Source organism: Agarivorans sp. QJM3NY_33 (genome assembly GCF_050870865.2).
Lineage (GTDB): Bacteria > Pseudomonadota > Gammaproteobacteria > Enterobacterales > Celerinatantimonadaceae > Agarivorans.
This window is the reverse complement of record NZ_CP194039.2, coordinates 994,287-1,012,014: the sequence shown is the minus strand read 5'-3', so window position 1 is coordinate 1,012,014 and position 17,728 is coordinate 994,287. Positions and strand designations below refer to the sequence as shown.

Sequence of the window (17,728 nt, the reverse complement as noted above, 5' to 3'; positions counted from 1 at the left end):
GTTTTTTAGGGGCCACTTTTAAACTCATCTGAAAAACGTTTAAATTTAGAAGGCGAAATAAAAGTCACAAGACTTTAAACAACAAACAAAAAACGTAAAAAAACAAAAGCAAAAACAAAAAATAAAACAAGGATAAATTAAATTTAGTCTATCAAATCAGATAAATAGCTTAGTCTTTAGTAAAGGCAGACGCAGTTCTCTTTCAGAAAATAAATAACGCCCATAAAATTTCAACATAGCAGAAGAAGCCCTTAGATTAGAATGAATAGCTGAATCGCTCCCCCCAAAGCAGATGATTAATTGGTGACAAAATGCCGTAGATGGTTTTTTAGATGAGCATATAAAATTTAAATGTACACACCTAGCATTAGGAAGTAATAACTCGTTAACCAGCAATCGAGAAGCATCCCAGCAAAGTGACAATTAGGCTTAATGAGATGCCCATATCAGGCCACTTAACTGGATAATTTATAGCCTAAACTGCTCCACTGCTCGTAAAGTTTTGAACAAAACGGATCACTAGTGGGTAAGTTAACCTCGCTGAGAGAAGTAGCTTTAATTACCAATGGGCACTAGCCTTTCAGTTAATCAGGCGCAAGTCTAAGCCTGCACCTAGAGCATCACAACGAGGACCCCAAAATGTCGAAAGATCCCCGACATATCGATAAACGCTTACCTTTGGTGATGGTCTTATTTATTGGTGTATTTTGTTACTACACCTGGTCACCTGATAGCCCGTTTCAAACCTCTCAGCTCCCCCGCTTAGAACAGGCCCTGAGCCAGACTTTTCAAGGGCTGAGTCGTGGCAATATTCGCCTACTAGCGAGTCGGAAAACATCTCCCAGTCACTACGACTTGAAGGCCATCACCACCGATGGTTCCGCTCTTGAATTACAAATCTTGGCGAACCTCCCCCAGCCACCAGCCATCGGTTCTCTCTGGCGAGTCAGCGGCAAACTCCAATGGCAAGGTGACATCGCTATTCTCGACACCCTCGTCGCTAAAGGAAGTATGACAAAACGCCACTGAGCCTCAATAAGAAGCGCCAATACCAACTGAATCGCTAACGATACCAAGCCTAAATAATAAAACAGGCTGGTAACAAAAAATCTCCAATAAACTGCGCCAACGCAAGGTTAATCGCGAGCTATGTCTGAATAATAAAATCAGCTGATGATGAAAAGGACAAAGTGATGAGTGAAACAAACTGGAAGTGGCTATTGTACATCAGTATTGGGCTTGGCTTAACGCTAGTATTGTTAGGCGTCGCGCTGGCTATGTTTACCAGCATCAGTGTTGACAGGGGCGTTCAAGGGGTACAGATTATCGCCGGGATCATCGGTGCAGGCTTATTACTAATGGTGCCCAGTAAGATCCTACTCACCCTCATGTTAATGAAAGACAAACCGAAGCGGAACCCCCACACTAAGTTATGACAGGGATCATCAGGCTTGGCTATTTACAACTGCTGTTCTATCCATTGTGACAGCGCTTGCGCGGGCAAAGCCCCGGCTTGCTGAGCCAGTAATTTACCACCTTTAAAACAAATTAAGGTCGGGATAGAGCGGATCTGATAACGCTGCGCCAAGACTGGCAATATTTCAGTGTTCACTTTCAAAAACTGAGCTCGATGCGCAAACTGCTGAGCCGCTTGCTGATAGGCCGGAGCCATACTCTTACATGGGCCACACCAAGGCGCCCAAAAGTCGACAAGCACCGGTAAGTCTCCCTTTAAATGACGAGCCAAAGCGGCTTCATCGACCTCAATGGCTTTCCCCGCAAATAAGTCCTGAGAACATTTACCACACTTCGCTTGCTCGGACATACGTGCTTGAGGAACACGATTACCCGCTTGACAGCTGGGACAAATAACTATTAACGCTGCACTCATTGTTTTCCTCTTTCTTTCATTTCAAGGCTTTCTAAACAGAGCCTATAGCGCTTGTAAATGCTCGACCAGCAACTGCAAACTACGTCGCCCACGAAATTCATTTACATCCAGTTTATAAACTAATTGCACCTGCTTCAACGCAGCATTTGGCCACACACTACGATCCACATTAAAAGCTATCGCATCAATTTCCTGTGACATTCCAGGTAATTTCACACTCATCTTCAAGTGCTTTTCCCCTACAACCCGCTGGCTGCATAGTTCGAAATGGCCATCAAATAGCGGTTCTGGGAAACCTTGTCCCCAAGGCCCAGCTTCGCGAAGCATCTCGGCAAACGACAATACCTGATATTCAGCTGGCAATTCACCATCACTCCATAGAGTATGGGTTAAACAATCCTCATCAACAAAATCGCTAGAGGTTTGCTCCAAGCAAGCTTTAAATTCGGCCAAGCGAGTCTGAGGTAAAGATAAACCAGCCGCCATTGCATGGCCGCCAAATTTACTAATCAAGCCCGGATTCTGAGTGTCAATTCGCTCCAATAAGTCACGTAAATGAACCCCTGCGACTGAGCGCCCCGAGCCTTTTACTTCGCCCTTGTCACCATCGGCAAAAGCAAATACCGGACGGTAATACTGCTCTTTAATTCGTGATGCGACTAAACCAACCACTCCTTGATGCCAGTCAGCCTGATATAAACACAGCGCCTTGGGTAAGCTCTCACTATCTAAACACAGTTGATTAACAATCACTTGTGCCTCTTGCTGCATACTTTGTTCAATGTCTTTGCGCTCACTATTAAGACTATCCATTTCACTCGCTAATTGCCGAGCATGGTGAATATCATCACTCAACAAACAATGAATACCCAAACTCATGTCGTCTAAGCGGCCCACAGCATTTAAACGCGGACCAATCGCAAAACCGAGATCGCTAGCCACCATGTTGCTCTTGTTACGCCCCGAGACTTCAATTAAGGCTTGGATCCCTGGCCTACACACTCCGGCACGGATCCGCTGTAAACCTTGATGCACCAAAATGCGATTATTGCTGTCTAGCGGCACCACATCCGCCACCGTGCCCAAGGCAACCAAGTCGAGTAAATTCGCAATATTAGGTTCTGCGATCGCTTGTTGAGTAAATAAATCAAGTTCACGCATCTTACTGCGTAAAGCCATCAACAAATAAAATGCCACCCCAACACCCGCTAAGTTCTTACTGGGAAAGGCGCACGCCGACAAATTGGGATTCACAATGGCCGCAGCCTTTGGCAAATGTTCGCCGGGTAGATGATGATCGGTGATTAAGACCGGGATCCCCAAAGCTTGCGCCTTATCCACCCCCGCGATACTTGAAATACCGTTGTCTACGGTAATGATCAGCTGCGCACCTTTAGCCGCCGCAAGCTCGACGATTTCAGGGCTTAAACCATAGCCATATTCAAAGCGATTAGGCACAATGAAATCCAGTGATTGAAAGCCAAACAACGGTAAGCCAGCCATAAGTAAGGCAGTACTAGTGGCTCCATCGGCATCAAAATCACCCACCACCAAAATTTTACGGCCATTGGCTAAGTGATCAATCAATAGCTTGACCGCTTCATTCATGCCGTTTAAGCCCTTAAACGGCAACAAGGCCTGAGCCCGGCGCTCCACATCGGCGGCGCTGCGCACCCCACGACGTAAATAAATCTGCTTCAGTAATTCAGGCCATTCGGCAGGTAAAGCCTGGCTATCTAGTTGCTCTCGACGACGTAATAACACGTAATTTTGTACTCTACATAGGGGGCAAAATAGGACTCATAAAAAAGGCTCCTAAGGAGCCTACAATACTTAGCTACGTTGTAATAATTCCAGCAGGGCTGCTGGCGGACGATAACCAGGTAGCATTCTGCCATCTTGCAATACCATCGCTGGTGTCCCACGAACACCAAAAGCCTCACCTAAGTGATATTGCTCAATCACATCTTCCTTACAGGAAACCTGCGCAATCGCCCCCCCTTGTTTAGCCGAGCTTAAGGCTGCAGCTTTGTCATCGGCACACCATACATTTTGCATAGTATGGTAAGCAGGTGACTGTAAACCACCCCGCGGGAAGGCTAAGTAACGTACCGTTATGCCTAAATCGGTATAACCCGGTAACTGCTCAATCTTATTGGTATCGGGATTTTTCTCTTGATAAGTGTATAACTCACTATGCAACTTACGACAATAACCACAGCTGGTATCAGTGAATACGGTAATCACATATTTTTCATCTTTAGCCTTAAAGGTGATCATATCATCTTCAAAATTGGCTAACTGCTTAAGTCGTACCGCAGACATACTTTGGTCAGTTAAATTGACTCGATTCACCAAATCAAACAAGCTGCCTTGCAACAAGTAGTTGCCATCTTGACTCACATAAAAAATCCCCTGACTACTGACGACTTCGTAAATTCCCGCCAAGGGGGTTTCGGCAATAGAGTCAATATTAACCCCAAGACGAGCAGCGATCAGTTGCTGGATTTTAGTCAAATCTAACTGAGCCGATACACGACTAGGCGCTTTGCTTTGCTCGCCACCACTTATTTCAGTACTGCTATTGCTCCAAGCTTGACTAACACTCAAACCAAGTAAGCTTAGCGACAATACCAGGGCCTTTGATAACTTCATTAGATCTTCTCCGAATTAGAACTTGTAGTAGCAGACCGAGTAAACTCTGCAAAACTTACCGTCTCTATTGAATAAATGCAAACTTGTTGCTCACGCTCGCGGGTGATGCTGATCATAGACCGAACGTAAACGCTCGTTAGCCACATGCGTATAAATTTGCGTGGTGGATAGGTCACTGTGCCCTAACAACATTTGAACCACCCTTAGGTCTGCACCATGGTTCAGCAAGTGAGTGGCAAAGGCATGACGCAGGGTATGTGGCGATAAACCCTCGGATATGCCAGCTAAGCCTGCGTAACGTTTAATCCGGTGCCAAAAGGTTTGCCGCGTCATCTGACAGCCTCGCGCACTAGGGAACAATACATCACTTTCAGTTTTAAGTAATAAGGGCCGTGATTGACGTAAATAACCTTCTAAACAGTCCACCGCTTGCTCACCTAAGGGAACCAAACGCTCCTTACCGCCTTTGCCAACGACTCTCACCAAACCTTGGCGCAAGCTTACTTGCTCCATTTGCAGACCAACCAATTCAGTCACTCGTAAACCGGTGGCATACAACACTTCCAGCATGGCTAAATCTCGATGCTGGATCGGATCATCAAGCTGTGGCTGAGCCAACAAAAGGTCCACCTCGGCCTCACTGAGTGTTCCTGGCAGATGCTTAGCCAACTTTGGCTGTACCAATAGTGCGGTGGGATCATCCTCGCGTAGCTGCTGCTGTAACAAAAAACGATAAAAACGGCGCAAGGTTGACAATTGCCGAGCCGCAGAGCTAGCTTTTTGCCCTTGCTCATACCGTGCACTAATAAATGCTTGTAAATCTAAAGCCGAGGCTCGCTCTAGAAACAGGCCTTGCTTGGTCAAAAATAACGCCAGTTGCTGGAGGTCGTTACGATAAGAAAGCAGCGTATTATCAGCTAAATTATATTCAAACCATAGCTGCTCAATAAATCGGTCTAGATAAACCGTCGAACTATCAGGAATATTTTTACTTGGCATATTGCTTCACTGTGATTGCTAATCTGCAAATGAGTATATTGGTGTTGCTGAAAGCTTTTGCTACACTGCCCGCGCTGCAAACCAACGCGAAAGGACGTTTACCCATGCGTATTGGCCTCTTTTATGGCTCATCTACTTGTTATACCGAAATGGCCGCCGAAAAAATTCAAGCTGAATTTGGCGAAGACCAAGTGGATCTATTTAATGTGAAAGACTGTGATATTCAGAAAATGAGCGATTATTCGGTACTTATTCTGGGTATTTCTACTTGGGATTATGGCGAATTACAGGAAGATTGGGAAGCCGTCTGGGACAATCTTGAAACACTCGACCTGAAAAATAAAACCATCGCTCTGTTTGGCTTAGGTGATCAAGTGGGTTACTGCGAATGGTTTTTAGATGCCATGGGCATGTTGTTTGAACAACTCGCCCCTTCTGGCGCGAACTTTATCGGCTTTTGGCCAAACCAAGGCTATGAGTTCGAGGTCTCTAAAGCGCTCACAGAAGATGGAGAGTTTTTCTATGGTTTAGCTTTAGATGACGAAAATCAATATGATCTCAGCGACCAGCGCATTGCCAGCTGGTGCCAGCAATTAAGCCAAGAACTGCAACAATTAGGCATTGCTTAACCAGGCCTTACTGCACTCACATCGAGCACCGTCATGTAGGGCTAAGCAAAACTTATGAGGCTGTTGCTGCCACTTGTGATTTACTTGGCCCGATCAACAATATACTGAGGGCCAGCCATTAAATTAATGGTGGATAAGCGAGCGCTTTGGTTTGTTTAAAGAGCTGTGCGAACCGTCCTTCATTTAGTGAAATCATGTCCTCTATTGGTGCTAAAAAATACAGTTTTTACAATTCACATACATCTGGTTCAGCAGGCAGCGGTGAAGCTCCTCCTACGATTTTCCCATTATGTTCAATAAACCAGTACCCGGCTTTTTTGGAGCAGGTTGAACTGGCTACACAGGACTGGGTTGACGGGTTCAACAACAGACGGCTGCTGAGTTCGATTGGTGATATACCGCCAGCAGAGTACGAAGAAAACTACTATCGACAGTTGCCCGATGCTCGGGCAGCATAACTCAATAAACCTGCCTGCGAATTTGTCGGGGCGATTCACCTTGAGAACAGTCGCAAGCTTTGGTCCGTAAAAAGCATATTACAGATTGACTAAAGAAAGGAACATCGGCTGATTCGTTAGTTGTTTTCTAAGCGCTTTTGGTAAAAGTTTTGTCTACACCTTTCACTAAATAATCGGTATAGCGCCCTATGTCTACAAACCCAAATGACTCGTAAAATGTGGTGCCTAGAATATATAAGTATCGATGATAATATTTGGAATATCGCTGCGCTTAGCTTCGCTCTCAACTTGAGCCAATAGCAGACTAACGATGCGGTGATTTCTCAAAGTAGCAGACAACTAAAGAAACCTGATTTGAATGGAGGTGACACAATAACACCCGTTAAACCAGCAATCACTTCACTCGAGTTATCTCTAATAAATAGGGCAAATGATTGTTCTTCGAATTTTAGGATATGTTTCTGACTAAACTCACCCAAACCTTATAGATACTGACAAAGCAAAGTCAATTTCCAAGACTATCTCCGTACTTTGGTAGACCGCTAAGCAACTATTTTAATATCGTTTGAGTAACATGCATTGCAGCGGCTTGCATGGTTGCCACACAAGCACAAAGCATGACGAACGCTTGAAATTACAACCAAACTTCGGGTATCGGCCACAATCATAGTGGCCTGTTACACCAAACAGCTGTATTAGGCCGTTTCCGCAAGCCGTTCCTTTTGAGGCCCGACCAACAGGCTCACAATCACTGCTGCGAGCGTAGGCAGTAGCCATGCAAATCCTTGGCTAAATCCAGGTAGAATATTAAATGCGTCCATATTCACCCCTGTCGCTTTAATGGCGTCGAGAAGCCCAAACAATGCCGCGACCCCAACCATCAATCTCGCCGTCATTTTGGGACGCTTAAACCAAGTCACCAGCATGTTGAAAGCAATTAAAGCAACCGCCACCGGATAGATCCCAATCAAGATGGGGATCGATACCAGCAATAACTGATTGAGTCCAATATTAGCGACCAAGGCACAACAAGCCACACTCATAATTGCAATATATTTATAAGAGATCTTGGTATTATCACTCAGGTAAGTCGCGAAAGAAGACACCCCACCAATAGCCGTAGTAAAACATGCAAGACTCACCACGGCAGCCAACAACCATTGGCCTTGAGGACCAAATAATACTTTCACGTAGGCAACAATAATTTCACCGCCGTTGTTCGCACCCGGCGCCACTCCCGTCGCGGTAGCCCCTAAGTAAAACAACACCACATAAAACAGAGAGAGCCCTAAAGCAGCAATCAAGCTGGCTTTCACCAAATAGCCAAATTGCTGACGTTGATCAGTCACACCTTTGTTATTTAATGCATCGACCATCAATACCCCAAACATCAAAGCGGCAAGCGCATCCATGGTGTTATAACCATCGATAAAACCTTGACCAAATGGCATTTCGGCAAAGCCCTGCTGGGCTGGCGCTATCTCGGCAAAAGGGTGGCTAAATAGCGTAACGCCAATCACTGCAATACAAATAACCAACAGCGGAGTAATCACTTTACCAACCGAGTCAATTAACCCACCACGACGCAAAATAAAAAATAATGCAGCAATAAAATAAAACAAAGAATAAGCCATCAGCGTTAGCTGGCTAGCATTTTCAACCAGGGGGACAAAACCAAGTTCATAGGCAACCAAACAGGTACGGGGGATCCCGAACATGGGAACCAAGACTAAATAAATCGAGAGCGCGATTAAATTAGCAATTTGACTTGGCAAGTAGCGACCCAACTGCACAATTCCACCACCTGCCTTGGCTATCGCTAACAAACCTAACAAGGGAAGCCCTACAGCTGTCACTAAGAAGCCCAACATCGATAACAGCAAATTATCTCCCGCTAACATGCCGGCCATCGGCGGAAAAATTAAGTTTCCGGCCCCTAAAAAGAAAGCAAAAAGCATTAAGCCTAAACTCATCGTGTTCCATGAGCCAAGTGCTTTGGACATGTGTATCCCCCGTGTTAATCACTGCATCCTCAATTAACCGCGGAGTATATATTACGCAAATAAAACATAAAAGCAGTGAATCAAGCTGAATTAGTGAACTTTGATCTCTGGCAATAACCAAAAACTCTACATGTTTAGGTAGAAATCTCTACAAAGCGATACATATTGTGGACTATAATTTTTATCTTCTTGATAGATAAGAATTTGTTCACTATGAGCCAGAATATGAGCCTGTTTCGACAATAATAACAACATTCGGATCGGTGCCTTATGCGGCAATGAACGAACCATTGCCTTACGCTCAACCAACCAGCCTTTGGTTGCCGCACAAGTCAACCAGCGTGGTGCCTCGGTACAAGGCAAAATTAAGCCAACTCGAGTTTGCACATCAGACAATGACTGGAGCGCGCTAAAAAACTGCTCTGCGCTCAAGTCGCCATCATGCCGAGCTTGCTGACGTTTATGCTCAAACACCTGTCCAGCGGGGAAATAAGGCGGGTTCGATACAATTAACGAATAGGGCTGCGCACAACTAAACTGTTGCATACTCTGATGAAAAACTTGAATCGCTTCTGGCCAAGGACTATGGGCAACATTTTGTCGAGTCTGCTGGCAAGCAGCTGCGTCAATGTCGATAGCATCAATCTGAACATTGCCCAGCATACGTTGCGCCAACATCAAACTGATTAAGCCAGTGCCACATCCTACATCGAGCAGTCGACACTCCGCTGGCAGAGTTAGCCATGCCGCGAGTAAAATCCCATCGGTTCCCACCTTCATCGCGCAGCGATCATGAGCCACATGAAACTGCTTAAAAGTGAAACCCGAACATTGATTATGATTGATCACTTCTTGCTTGCCTTAGTTTGGCGCTATACTATGCCGCGAATGTAAATGACCCGCGCTTTTGGTTCAAGTCGATGGCGCCTCACAAACTGGTAGATTTTCCAATGACCTTTGAAGACCTCGACCTCGACCCACAAATTTTACACGCGGTTGAAGATATGGGCTTAACTAAAGCCACCACAATCCAACAACAAACCATCCCAGCGATGCTAGACGGTCGAGATGTATTAGCCAGTGCCCCCACTGGCACCGGAAAAACCTTGGCATTTTTGCTGCCGGCAATTCAGCATCTGCTGGATTATCCGCGCCGTAAAGCAGGTCCCGGTCGAGTGTTAATTTTAACTCCGACCCGAGAACTCGCAATGCAGGTGGCCGAGCAAGCTCGCCAAGCAACCGCGCATACCAGACTAAGCATCATGGATATTACCGGCGGGGTCAAATATGACGTCCACGCCGAACAGCTCAAGGGCAACATTGATATTGTGATAGCGACTCCTGGCCGTTTAATGGAATACATCACCTACAAAGTATTTGATTGCCAAGCCATTGAAGTCTTGATCCTCGATGAAGCTGATCGCATGTTAGACATGGGTTTCATTAATGACATGGAGACCATCAGCGACGCCACCAGTGAACGTAGCCAAACCGCTTTATTTTCCGCCACCTTAGAAGGTGCCGGGCTGCTACGTTTTGCTGAAAAAGTAATGAGCAATCCTCAGCAGATCGAAGTTGAGCCACCACGCAGAGAACGAGCCAAGATCCAACAGATTGTTCATTTTTGTGATGATGCTGAACACAAATACCAACTATTGCGCCACTACCTATTAAATGAAGACATCGAACGTAGCGTGGTATTTGTAAAAACCCGAGAACGTTTATACGCCTTAGCCGAGCGCCTACAAAGTGATGATATTAAAGCTTCCTATTTACGTGGTGAAATGGCACAAGATAAACGTAATCAAGCAATGCAAGCCTTTCGTGATGGCGAAGTGAAATTCCTGATTGCCACCGATGTTGCAGCACGCGGACTTGATGTCCCTGAAATTAGTCATGTATTTAACTACGACTTGCCACACACCCCAGATGTTTATGTGCACCGAATAGGACGTACAGCGCGTGCAGGCCGCAAAGGGATAGCGATCAACTTAGTCGAGGCGCATGACATGAGCGCCTTAGCCAAGGCCGAACGCTACACCGAAGAGCCGATTAAGCGTCGAGTGATCGAAGGTCTACGCCCCACTCATAAAATATCTGTGGCCCCGGCGAAAAAGAAAAAACCAAAAACCGTTGTCGATAAAAAATTGGCGAAAAAACGCGCTAAAGGGCGCGCAAAAAAACTAGCCAAAAAAGCCAAGTAACCCACGACAACAAAAAAGCCACGCAATGCGTGGCTTTTCATTGTCTCTTCGTTGCTTGTTACTTAGTGATAAACCCGAACTTCAACTCGGCGATTGTCTGCGCGACCAGCTTCAGTTGCATTACTGGCAACTGGTGCCGCAGCCCCTTTACCTTTCTCGATAGTCGTACTGGCGCTTACCCCTGAGGCTCGCAATGCATCGGCAACGTTATTTGCTCGGCGTTGACTCAAAGCCATATTGTAATCGGCATTACCGACACTGTCGGTGTAACCCACGGCATCAATCGTCAGATCGTTAGCCATAATTGTATCGGCGATACAATCCACTTTAGCTTGCTCTGCTTGGCTATACTTATCTTTATTGAAACCAAAAAGAACGTGTTTGAAGCCCATCACTTTATCGCCATCAACCATCACATATTGTTCACAGCCTTCTGGGATCAACACTGCAGCAGCCGCGACCACCGCAACTTGCTCTACAACCACAGCTTCTTCTACAACTGCTTGTTCAACGACGGCCTCTTCAACCGCAGCACAACCGCGTTCATCAACCACAGTACCGGCGGGGGTATCTGGACATTCATCTTGACTATTAATGACACCATCACCATCTTGATCTGGATTGGCGCAGAACATCGCCCCAGTAATAACGCCACCGACAGCGCCAGCACCACCACCAATCAAGGCACCAAGACCGCCACCAATGGCCGGGCAAATAATCCCAGCATCTCCTTTAGGTGCATTCGAACAACCTGACAATGTTGCAATACCCAGCAATGCCATGACCACTACAATCTTATTTTTCATACTATCTCCATATGGACTTTTTCGACTTCTCTGTCGACAACCTTGAGCAAAAATAAGTTAGCTATTACCAAAAACTGCTCTTCATGGCAGTTATATTCAATATTGGCAGGGCTTTTCCAAGATAACAAGTGAATCAATAAAAACGCCGAAACTCTCGCGATACATAAGCCCTAAGTTTAAAGCAAATTAAGCGTGATCACGTAAGAACGTTAAATGGTTAGCATCGGAACTCGCTTCATCAAAATAGTAACCATCAGCATTAAAAGCACAGAGTTGCTCGAGATTATTAGGCTTTTGTTCCAGCAGATAACGGGCCATTAAACCTCGCGCTTTTTTAGCATAAAAACTAATGATCTTGTACTGACCATTTTTCTGATCTTTAAATACAGGGGTCACCACTCGAGCATTCAGTGATTTGAGTTTTACCGCTTTGAAATACTCGTTGGAGGCTAAGTTTAGCAAAACATTATCTGCTTGCTGTTCCAAGGCTAAATTTAACTGTTCAGTAATTAGCTCTCCCCAGAACTGGTATAAGTTACTACCACGCTCATTCGCCAACTTAATCCCCATTTCCAAACGGTAGGCCATCATCAGATCGAGGGGGCGGAGGCAACCATATAGGCCAGATAAGATCCGCAGATGCTGCTGCGCATGATCAAGTTGCGACGCATCTAAACGATAAGCATCTAAACCAGTATAAACATCACCTTTAAAGGCAAAAATTGCCTGCCGAGCGAGGTCTTCCGGTAAATCAGCGGACCACTCGGCAAAGCGTGCCGCATTTAACCCCGCCAACTTATCACTAATTTTCATTAGACTAGCAATCTCCGCAGGACTCAATTGCCGAGCCACCTCAATCAACTTTGCGCTATGCGCTAACATCGCTGGGCGGGTGGCTTTAGTGCAAGGTACTGCTGAACTAAAATCTAAGGTTTTAGCTGGTGAAATAACCGCTAACATAATGCTCCTTTGTCCTAATAATCGACGGTCACACCGTCTAACATTCCGCTGTCTAAGTTATTAGATTTATCACTGCCTTGCAATTTAATCATCAACCTTAAATCATTTGGCGAATCGGCATGCGCAATCGCTTCGGCGTAACCAATTACGCCACTTTCATAGAGATCAAACAGGCTCTGATCGAAGGTCAGCATGCCCTGCTCTCGCGACCGATTCATGAGGTCTTTCAGTTTATGCATATCACCCTTGCGAATAATGTCGGCAGCTAGCGGCGTATTTAACAAGATTTCAAATACGCCACGGCGGCTACTCCCGTCTTTCACCGGAACCAGCTGCTGCGCGACAATCGCTCGCAGGTTAAAAGAAAGATCAAAACACAATTGCCGATGCCGCTCTTCTGGTACTAAATGCATGATTCTATCCAGAGCTTGGTTGGCGTTGTTGGCATGTAAGGTCGCCATACACAGATGACCGGTTTCGGAGAATTGCAGCGCAAATTCCATGGTTTCACGGGTTCGAATTTCACCGATTAAAATAACATCCGGCGCCTGACGCAAAGAGTTCTTCAAGGCCTCTTCAAAAGAAGGGGTATCGATCCCCACTTCACGCTGATTAACAATGCAGCCAGCGTGTTTGTGCATAAATTCCACCGGATCTTCAATGGTTAAAATATGTCCGCTTGAATGATGGTTGCGGTAATCAATCATACTGGCTTGGGTGGTCGACTTACCCGCACCAGTTGCCCCTACAAATAAGATTAAGCCTCGTTTTGACAAGCCAACTTCCTTCAGAATTGGAGGCAATTGTAGCTGTTCGAAACTGGGGATTTCAGTTTCAATCCGGCGGATCACCATGCTCGGCTGTTCACGCTGGAAAAATGCGCTCACCCGATAACGACCCAAACCTTGACGAGCAATTGCAAAGTTAGCTTCGAGCTCCTGCAGAAATGCCTGCAGCTGCGACTCACTCCGAATGCTGGACAACATTGCCATTACCTGTTCAGGCTTCACTGGTTGTTCACTGAGCGGCTGTAAACGCCCACTAATCTTGGCGCTAGGAGGAACGCCTACCGATATATATAAATCGGAGGCCTTGCGCTCCGACATCTCTCGCAATAATTGATCAAGTAACATCGAAGCTCCTAAAAGTTATTGGGATCAGCCGCTTTCGCTTTCGCATCGTTATAAGCCACCAAACCTTGATTGACTAATTCTTTTAAATTTTGATCAAGAGTTTGCATTCCATGGGCCATACCAGTTTGGATCACCGAATACATCTGTGCCACCTTGTCTTCGCGGATCAAGTTCCGAATCGCTGGAATACCAACCATAATCTCGTGGGCAGCCACTCGCCCACCGCCAAGTTTTTTCAGTAGGGTTTGCGCAATGACCGCCCTTAAAGATTCTGATAACATCGAGCGAACCATGTCTTTTTCTGCTGCAGGGAAGACATCAATCACCCGGTCAATGGTTTTCGCCGCCGAGGTGGTATGCAGCGTACCAAACACCAAATGCCCAGTTTCAGCGGCAGTCAGCGCTAAGCGAATGGTTTCTAAATCCCTTAATTCACCGACTAAAATAATGTCTGGATCTTCACGTAGGGCTGAACGTAAGGCATTAGTGAAACTATGGGTATCTCGATGTACTTCACGTTGGTTAATCAAACAATTTTTATTTTTATGGACAAATTCAATGGGGTCTTCAATGGTTAAAATGTGTTCATGACGCTGCTCATTAATATAATCAATCATCGCCGCCAAGGTGGTTGATTTACCTGAGCCAGTGGGGCCAGTCACCAGCACTAATCCACGCGGGTGTTCAGAAATTTGTCTAAAAATTGCGGGGGCAGCCAGCTGGTCTAAAGTCAGCACCTCTGAGGGAATCGTCCGAAATACCGCCGCCGAGCCTCTACTCTGTTGAAATGCATTCACCCTGAAGCGCGCAATACCGGGAACTTCAAAGGAAAAATCGATTTCCAAGTTTTCCTCATATTCTTTACGCTGCTTATCATTCATGATGTCATAAATTAGACTATGTACCTGTTTATGCTCTAAGGCGGGCAAATTAATCTTTCTGACTTCCCCATCCACTCGAATCATTGGTGGTAATTCCGCAGATAGGTGTAGATCAGACGCGTTATGTTTTACACTAAAGGCTAGTAATTCAGTAACATCCATTTATTCATTTCCCCGATGTTGAGACTATGAGCAGTATTACCCAAGCACTTCAATTTGTTAACCAAGAAATTCAGCAAGCGTTAGCTCAAGCACATCGCCCGCCAAATAGTGTAGCTTTGCTGGCGGTCAGTAAAACCAAACCGCTGAGCGACATTGCTGCAGCCTACCAAGCTGGACAACGCTTATTTGGTGAAAACTATGTCCAAGAAGGCGTCGATAAAATCGTTCAAAGTCGACAACAAACTTGGCTAAAAGATCCGATAGAGTGGCACTTTATTGGCCCCTTACAATCAAATAAGACTCGCTTGGTTGCAGAACACTTCGACTGGATGCAAACCCTAGCGCGGGACAAAATAGCCGAGCGCCTGAATGCACAACGTCCCAACAAAATGGCACCGCTTCAAGTGTGCTTACAAGTTAATATTAGTCAAGAATCGGCAAAATCGGGACTAAGCCTGACGCAAGTGGATGAGTTGGCAGCTTATGTTGCCAGCTTACCCAATTTGACTTTACGAGGCTTAATGGCCATTCCGCAGAAACTCGATAATGATCAGCGACTAGACCAACAATTTAAAGCAATGGCTGAAAAGTTTTCTCAACTACAGCAGCAATATGCTAGTGTCGATACCCTTTCCATGGGCATGAGTGGCGACATGCAAGATGCGATTAACCATGGCAGTACCATGGTACGTATAGGCAGTGCTATATTTGGCCAGCGTGGCTAAACAACAAGGAACAACAACATGACAGTTCGAATTGCGTTTATCGGTGGCGGCAACATGGCCAGTAGTTTAATTGGCGGCCTGATCGCTAATGGCACCGACGCAAGTAATATCACCGCCAGTGACCCAAACCTTGAACAACAGCAGAAGCTGCAACAAGAGTTTGCGATACCAGTGACCGACAATAATGCACAAGCCACCGCCCAAAGTGATGTAATTGTTTTAGCGGTAAAACCACAGCTCATGGCCGTCGTTTGTGAAGATCTGGCCAAACAAAGCGGCGATTTATCCAACAAACTATTTATCTCCATCGCGGCGGGTATCAGTATCGCACGTTTAAAAAACCTACTCGGTGAAAAAACCGCCATTGTAAGAACCATGCCGAATACACCAGCCTTAGTGGGCCGAGGCATGACTGGACTGTATGCTCCTAGCGATGTAAGCGCCCAACAAAGCGCAGCAGCAGAGCAACTGATGCAAGCGGTTGGTGAGACTTGCTGGGTACAACAAGAAGATCAAATTAACCACATTATTGCCGCAGCTGGTAGTGCACCGGCTTATTTTTTCTTGTTCATGGAAGCCATGCAACAACATGCCGAACACTTAGGTTTTAGTCCTGAGCAGGCGCGCCAATTGGTGCAACAATCGGCTTTAGGTAGCGCTGAACTGGTCGCGGCTAATCCAGACCTTGATTTAACGACCCTTCGGGCCAATGTTACATCTAAGGGAGGCACGACTGCCGAAGCCATTCGCGTGTTTGAAGAACAGCAATTACCGCGTATCGTCGGTCAAGCCATGGACGCCGCCATTGCGCGTGGGCGTGAAATGGAAAGTTTGTTTTAATTAATCAGAGGATCTTATGCAAGCGTTTAGTTATTTAATTGAAGTTGTATTCAACCTCTACCTGATGGTGGTATTGCTGCGAGTTTGGCTACAAATGGCTCGTGCTGATTTTTATAACCCATTGAGTCAGTTTATTGTTAAAGCCACCAACCCTATCGTGGTCCCCATCCGTCGAATTATTCCCGGATTTGCTGGTGTTGATTGGGCAGCAGTATTATTGGCAGTATTTGTTGCCGCAGTGAAATGGGCTCTTTTAATGCAAATGTCTGGCGGGATTAGCTGGCCGCAACTGCCACTAATTGCGCTACTCAATACTCTGAAAGAAGCCGGCTATATGATCTTTTGGGTGCTGCTACTCCGCGCGATTTTAAGTTGGGTAAGCCAAGGTCGTAGCCCGGTAGAATATGTACTAGGGCAACTCACAGAACCGATGCTCTCGCCCATTCGCCGGATTATTCCAGCAATCGGCGGACTCGATCTCTCGGTCTTAGTCTTGTTTGTTGCCTTGAACTTTTTAAACTTATTGATTAGTGGTTGGATCCCGCTTTGGAGCCTGCTGTAAATGCCAGCAGTGTCGATGGAAGGCGTAAACCTGCGTTTGCAGGTTTACGTGCAACCCAAAGCGAGTCGCGATGCCATCGTCGGTCTACATGGCGAAGAACTAAAAATCGCCATTACGGCCCCCCCTATCGATGGTAAAGCCAACCAGCACCTGAGTAAATTTATTGCCAAGCAATGCAAGGTGGCGAAGTCGCAAGTAAGCATTATTCGCGGTGATTTGGGCCGACACAAAACCATTGAAGTAACATCGCCACAAATTATTCCTGAAATAATTGCCAACTTAATGTAAGCAATGACCCACATTTTATTTCTATACTAAAACCAAAGTTTTTTAAAAGGTTAGCATCATGCGTAAGTATCTATTGTTTAGCTTTGTCAGTAGCCTGCTACTGTTTGCCTTTCCCAGCCAGGCTGAACAAAAAGTCTTGTTAGGTGACTATGAAGTCCACTATATGGCCCTAAACTCCACTTTTATTCCCGCCGAAGTCGCCAAGGTGTACCAACTGGAACGTAGTCGCTACAAAGGCTTAATTAACATCACAGTGTTAGATGCAAAAGCAAAAGGGAAGCCAGCTCTAGCGGTCAAAATATCGGGAACCGCGCAAAACTTAATTGGCAATCAAAATCAATTAGAATTCCAAGAAGTTCGTGAAGGCGATTCAATCTACTACCTTGCGCAACTGCGTTTTAGCAACGAGGAAACCTTTCGCTTTGAGATCTTGATTGGTGAAGGCCCTAAACAGCAGCGGCTTAAATTCAATCATAAATTTTATGTAGAATAAGCCAATATCGATCAAGCAGGCGATTAGGGCTTTTGGCAA

19 protein-coding genes and 1 pseudogene are annotated in these 17,728 nt (G+C 45.7%); 10 read left to right on the top strand and 10 right to left on the bottom strand.

Annotation, left to right across the window (positions count from 1 at the left end):
* Positions 1-639: 639 nt before the first annotated feature.
* Positions 640-1,029 (top strand): hypothetical protein, encoded by a 390-nt coding sequence (locus tag ACRRSY_RS04560; protein ID WP_432464426.1) that lies wholly within the window; start codon positions 640-642, stop codon positions 1,027-1,029.
* 164 nt (positions 1,030-1,193) lie between these two features.
* Positions 1,194-1,436, top strand: a complete 243-nt coding sequence (locus ACRRSY_RS04555) for a hypothetical protein (protein WP_432454333.1) — start codon at positions 1,194-1,196, stop codon at positions 1,434-1,436.
* A 23-nt stretch (positions 1,437-1,459) separates the two neighbouring features.
* Here the strand turns inward: ACRRSY_RS04555 and trxC are convergent, their stop codons facing one another.
* From trxC to xerD, 4 genes are all read right to left on the bottom strand, one after another.
* Positions 1,460-1,891 carry a thioredoxin TrxC gene (gene trxC, locus ACRRSY_RS04550; protein ID WP_432454334.1) on the bottom strand — a complete coding sequence of 144 codons (432 nt, stop codon included), beginning with the start codon at positions 1,889-1,891 and terminating at the stop codon, positions 1,460-1,462.
* A gap of 42 nt (positions 1,892-1,933) precedes the next feature.
* A complete protein-coding gene (gene recJ, locus ACRRSY_RS04545) occupies positions 1,934-3,655 on the bottom strand; it encodes a single-stranded-DNA-specific exonuclease RecJ (RefSeq protein ID WP_432464425.1) in 1,722 nt (573 codons plus the stop codon).
* A 69-nt stretch (positions 3,656-3,724) separates the two neighbouring features.
* The gene (locus tag ACRRSY_RS04540) at positions 3,725-4,546 is read right to left on the bottom strand and encodes a thioredoxin fold domain-containing protein (protein WP_432454337.1); all 822 of its coding nucleotides are present in this window, start codon (positions 4,544-4,546) and stop codon (positions 3,725-3,727) included.
* Positions 4,547-4,636: 90 nt separating this feature from the next.
* Positions 4,637-5,545 (bottom strand): site-specific tyrosine recombinase XerD, encoded by a 909-nt coding sequence (xerD, locus tag ACRRSY_RS04535; protein ID WP_432461034.1) that lies wholly within the window; start codon positions 5,543-5,545, stop codon positions 4,637-4,639.
* A 104-nt stretch (positions 5,546-5,649) separates the two neighbouring features.
* Here xerD and fldB point away from each other — a divergent pair, with 104 nt between their 5' ends.
* Entirely contained in the window at positions 5,650-6,174 is a 525-nt protein-coding gene (gene fldB, locus ACRRSY_RS04530; RefSeq protein ID WP_432456096.1) for a flavodoxin FldB, read from the top strand.
* A gap of 320 nt (positions 6,175-6,494) precedes the next feature.
* Positions 6,495-6,632, top strand: a pseudogene (locus tag ACRRSY_RS04525) (IS3 family transposase); the annotation flags it as partial.
* Positions 6,633-7,327: 695 nt separating this feature from the next.
* Here ACRRSY_RS04525 and brnQ read toward each other — a convergent pair.
* The gene (gene brnQ / locus ACRRSY_RS04520) at positions 7,328-8,635 is read right to left on the bottom strand and encodes a branched-chain amino acid transport system II carrier protein (RefSeq protein ID WP_432461033.1); all 1,308 of its coding nucleotides are present in this window, start codon (positions 8,633-8,635) and stop codon (positions 7,328-7,330) included.
* Positions 8,636-8,761: 126 nt separating this feature from the next.
* Complete coding sequence (locus ACRRSY_RS04515) at positions 8,762-9,484, bottom strand: tRNA1(Val) (adenine(37)-N6)-methyltransferase (protein WP_432461032.1); 723 nt, start codon at positions 9,482-9,484, stop codon at positions 8,762-8,764.
* Between the two features lie 101 nt (positions 9,485-9,585).
* On the opposite strand from ACRRSY_RS04515, the gene srmB reads away from it, so the two are divergent.
* Complete coding sequence (gene srmB, locus ACRRSY_RS04510) at positions 9,586-10,839, top strand: ATP-dependent RNA helicase SrmB (RefSeq protein WP_432464703.1); 1,254 nt, start codon at positions 9,586-9,588, stop codon at positions 10,837-10,839.
* A 62-nt stretch (positions 10,840-10,901) separates the two neighbouring features.
* Here the strand turns inward: srmB and ACRRSY_RS04505 are convergent, their stop codons facing one another.
* The 4 genes from ACRRSY_RS04505 to ACRRSY_RS04490 form a co-directional block, all read right to left on the bottom strand.
* Positions 10,902-11,645, bottom strand: coding sequence for an OmpA family protein (locus tag ACRRSY_RS04505; RefSeq protein WP_432461031.1), 744 nt, complete (start codon positions 11,643-11,645; stop codon positions 10,902-10,904).
* A 186-nt stretch (positions 11,646-11,831) separates the two neighbouring features.
* Positions 11,832-12,605 (bottom strand): peroxide stress protein YaaA, encoded by a 774-nt coding sequence (gene yaaA, locus ACRRSY_RS04500; protein ID WP_432454344.1) that lies wholly within the window; start codon positions 12,603-12,605, stop codon positions 11,832-11,834.
* 14 nt (positions 12,606-12,619) lie between these two features.
* Complete coding sequence (locus tag ACRRSY_RS04495) at positions 12,620-13,738, bottom strand: PilT/PilU family type 4a pilus ATPase (RefSeq protein WP_432454345.1); 1,119 nt, start codon at positions 13,736-13,738, stop codon at positions 12,620-12,622.
* A gap of 8 nt (positions 13,739-13,746) precedes the next feature.
* A complete protein-coding gene (locus tag ACRRSY_RS04490; protein ID WP_432454346.1) occupies positions 13,747-14,781 on the bottom strand; it encodes a type IV pilus twitching motility protein PilT in 1,035 nt (344 codons plus the stop codon).
* 26 nt (positions 14,782-14,807) lie between these two features.
* On the opposite strand from ACRRSY_RS04490, the gene ACRRSY_RS04485 reads away from it, so the two are divergent.
* Genes ACRRSY_RS04485 through ACRRSY_RS04465 form a run of 5 tightly spaced genes read left to right on the top strand, consistent with a single transcriptional unit; the run spans position 14,808 to position 17,689 of the window.
* Positions 14,808-15,506 (top strand): YggS family pyridoxal phosphate-dependent enzyme, encoded by a 699-nt coding sequence (locus tag ACRRSY_RS04485; protein WP_432454348.1) that lies wholly within the window; start codon positions 14,808-14,810, stop codon positions 15,504-15,506.
* 18 nt (positions 15,507-15,524) lie between these two features.
* Positions 15,525-16,346 (top strand): pyrroline-5-carboxylate reductase, encoded by an 822-nt coding sequence (gene proC / locus ACRRSY_RS04480; RefSeq protein WP_432461029.1) that lies wholly within the window; start codon positions 15,525-15,527, stop codon positions 16,344-16,346.
* A gap of 16 nt (positions 16,347-16,362) precedes the next feature.
* Positions 16,363-16,908, top strand: coding sequence for a YggT family protein (locus tag ACRRSY_RS04475; RefSeq protein WP_432454351.1), 546 nt, complete (start codon positions 16,363-16,365; stop codon positions 16,906-16,908).
* Entirely contained in the window at positions 16,909-17,196 is a 288-nt protein-coding gene (gene yggU, locus ACRRSY_RS04470; protein WP_432454352.1) for a DUF167 family protein YggU, read from the top strand.
* A gap of 58 nt (positions 17,197-17,254) precedes the next feature.
* Positions 17,255-17,689, top strand: coding sequence for a DUF4426 domain-containing protein (locus ACRRSY_RS04465; RefSeq protein WP_432461028.1), 435 nt, complete (start codon positions 17,255-17,257; stop codon positions 17,687-17,689).
* Positions 17,690-17,728 lie beyond the last annotated feature (39 nt).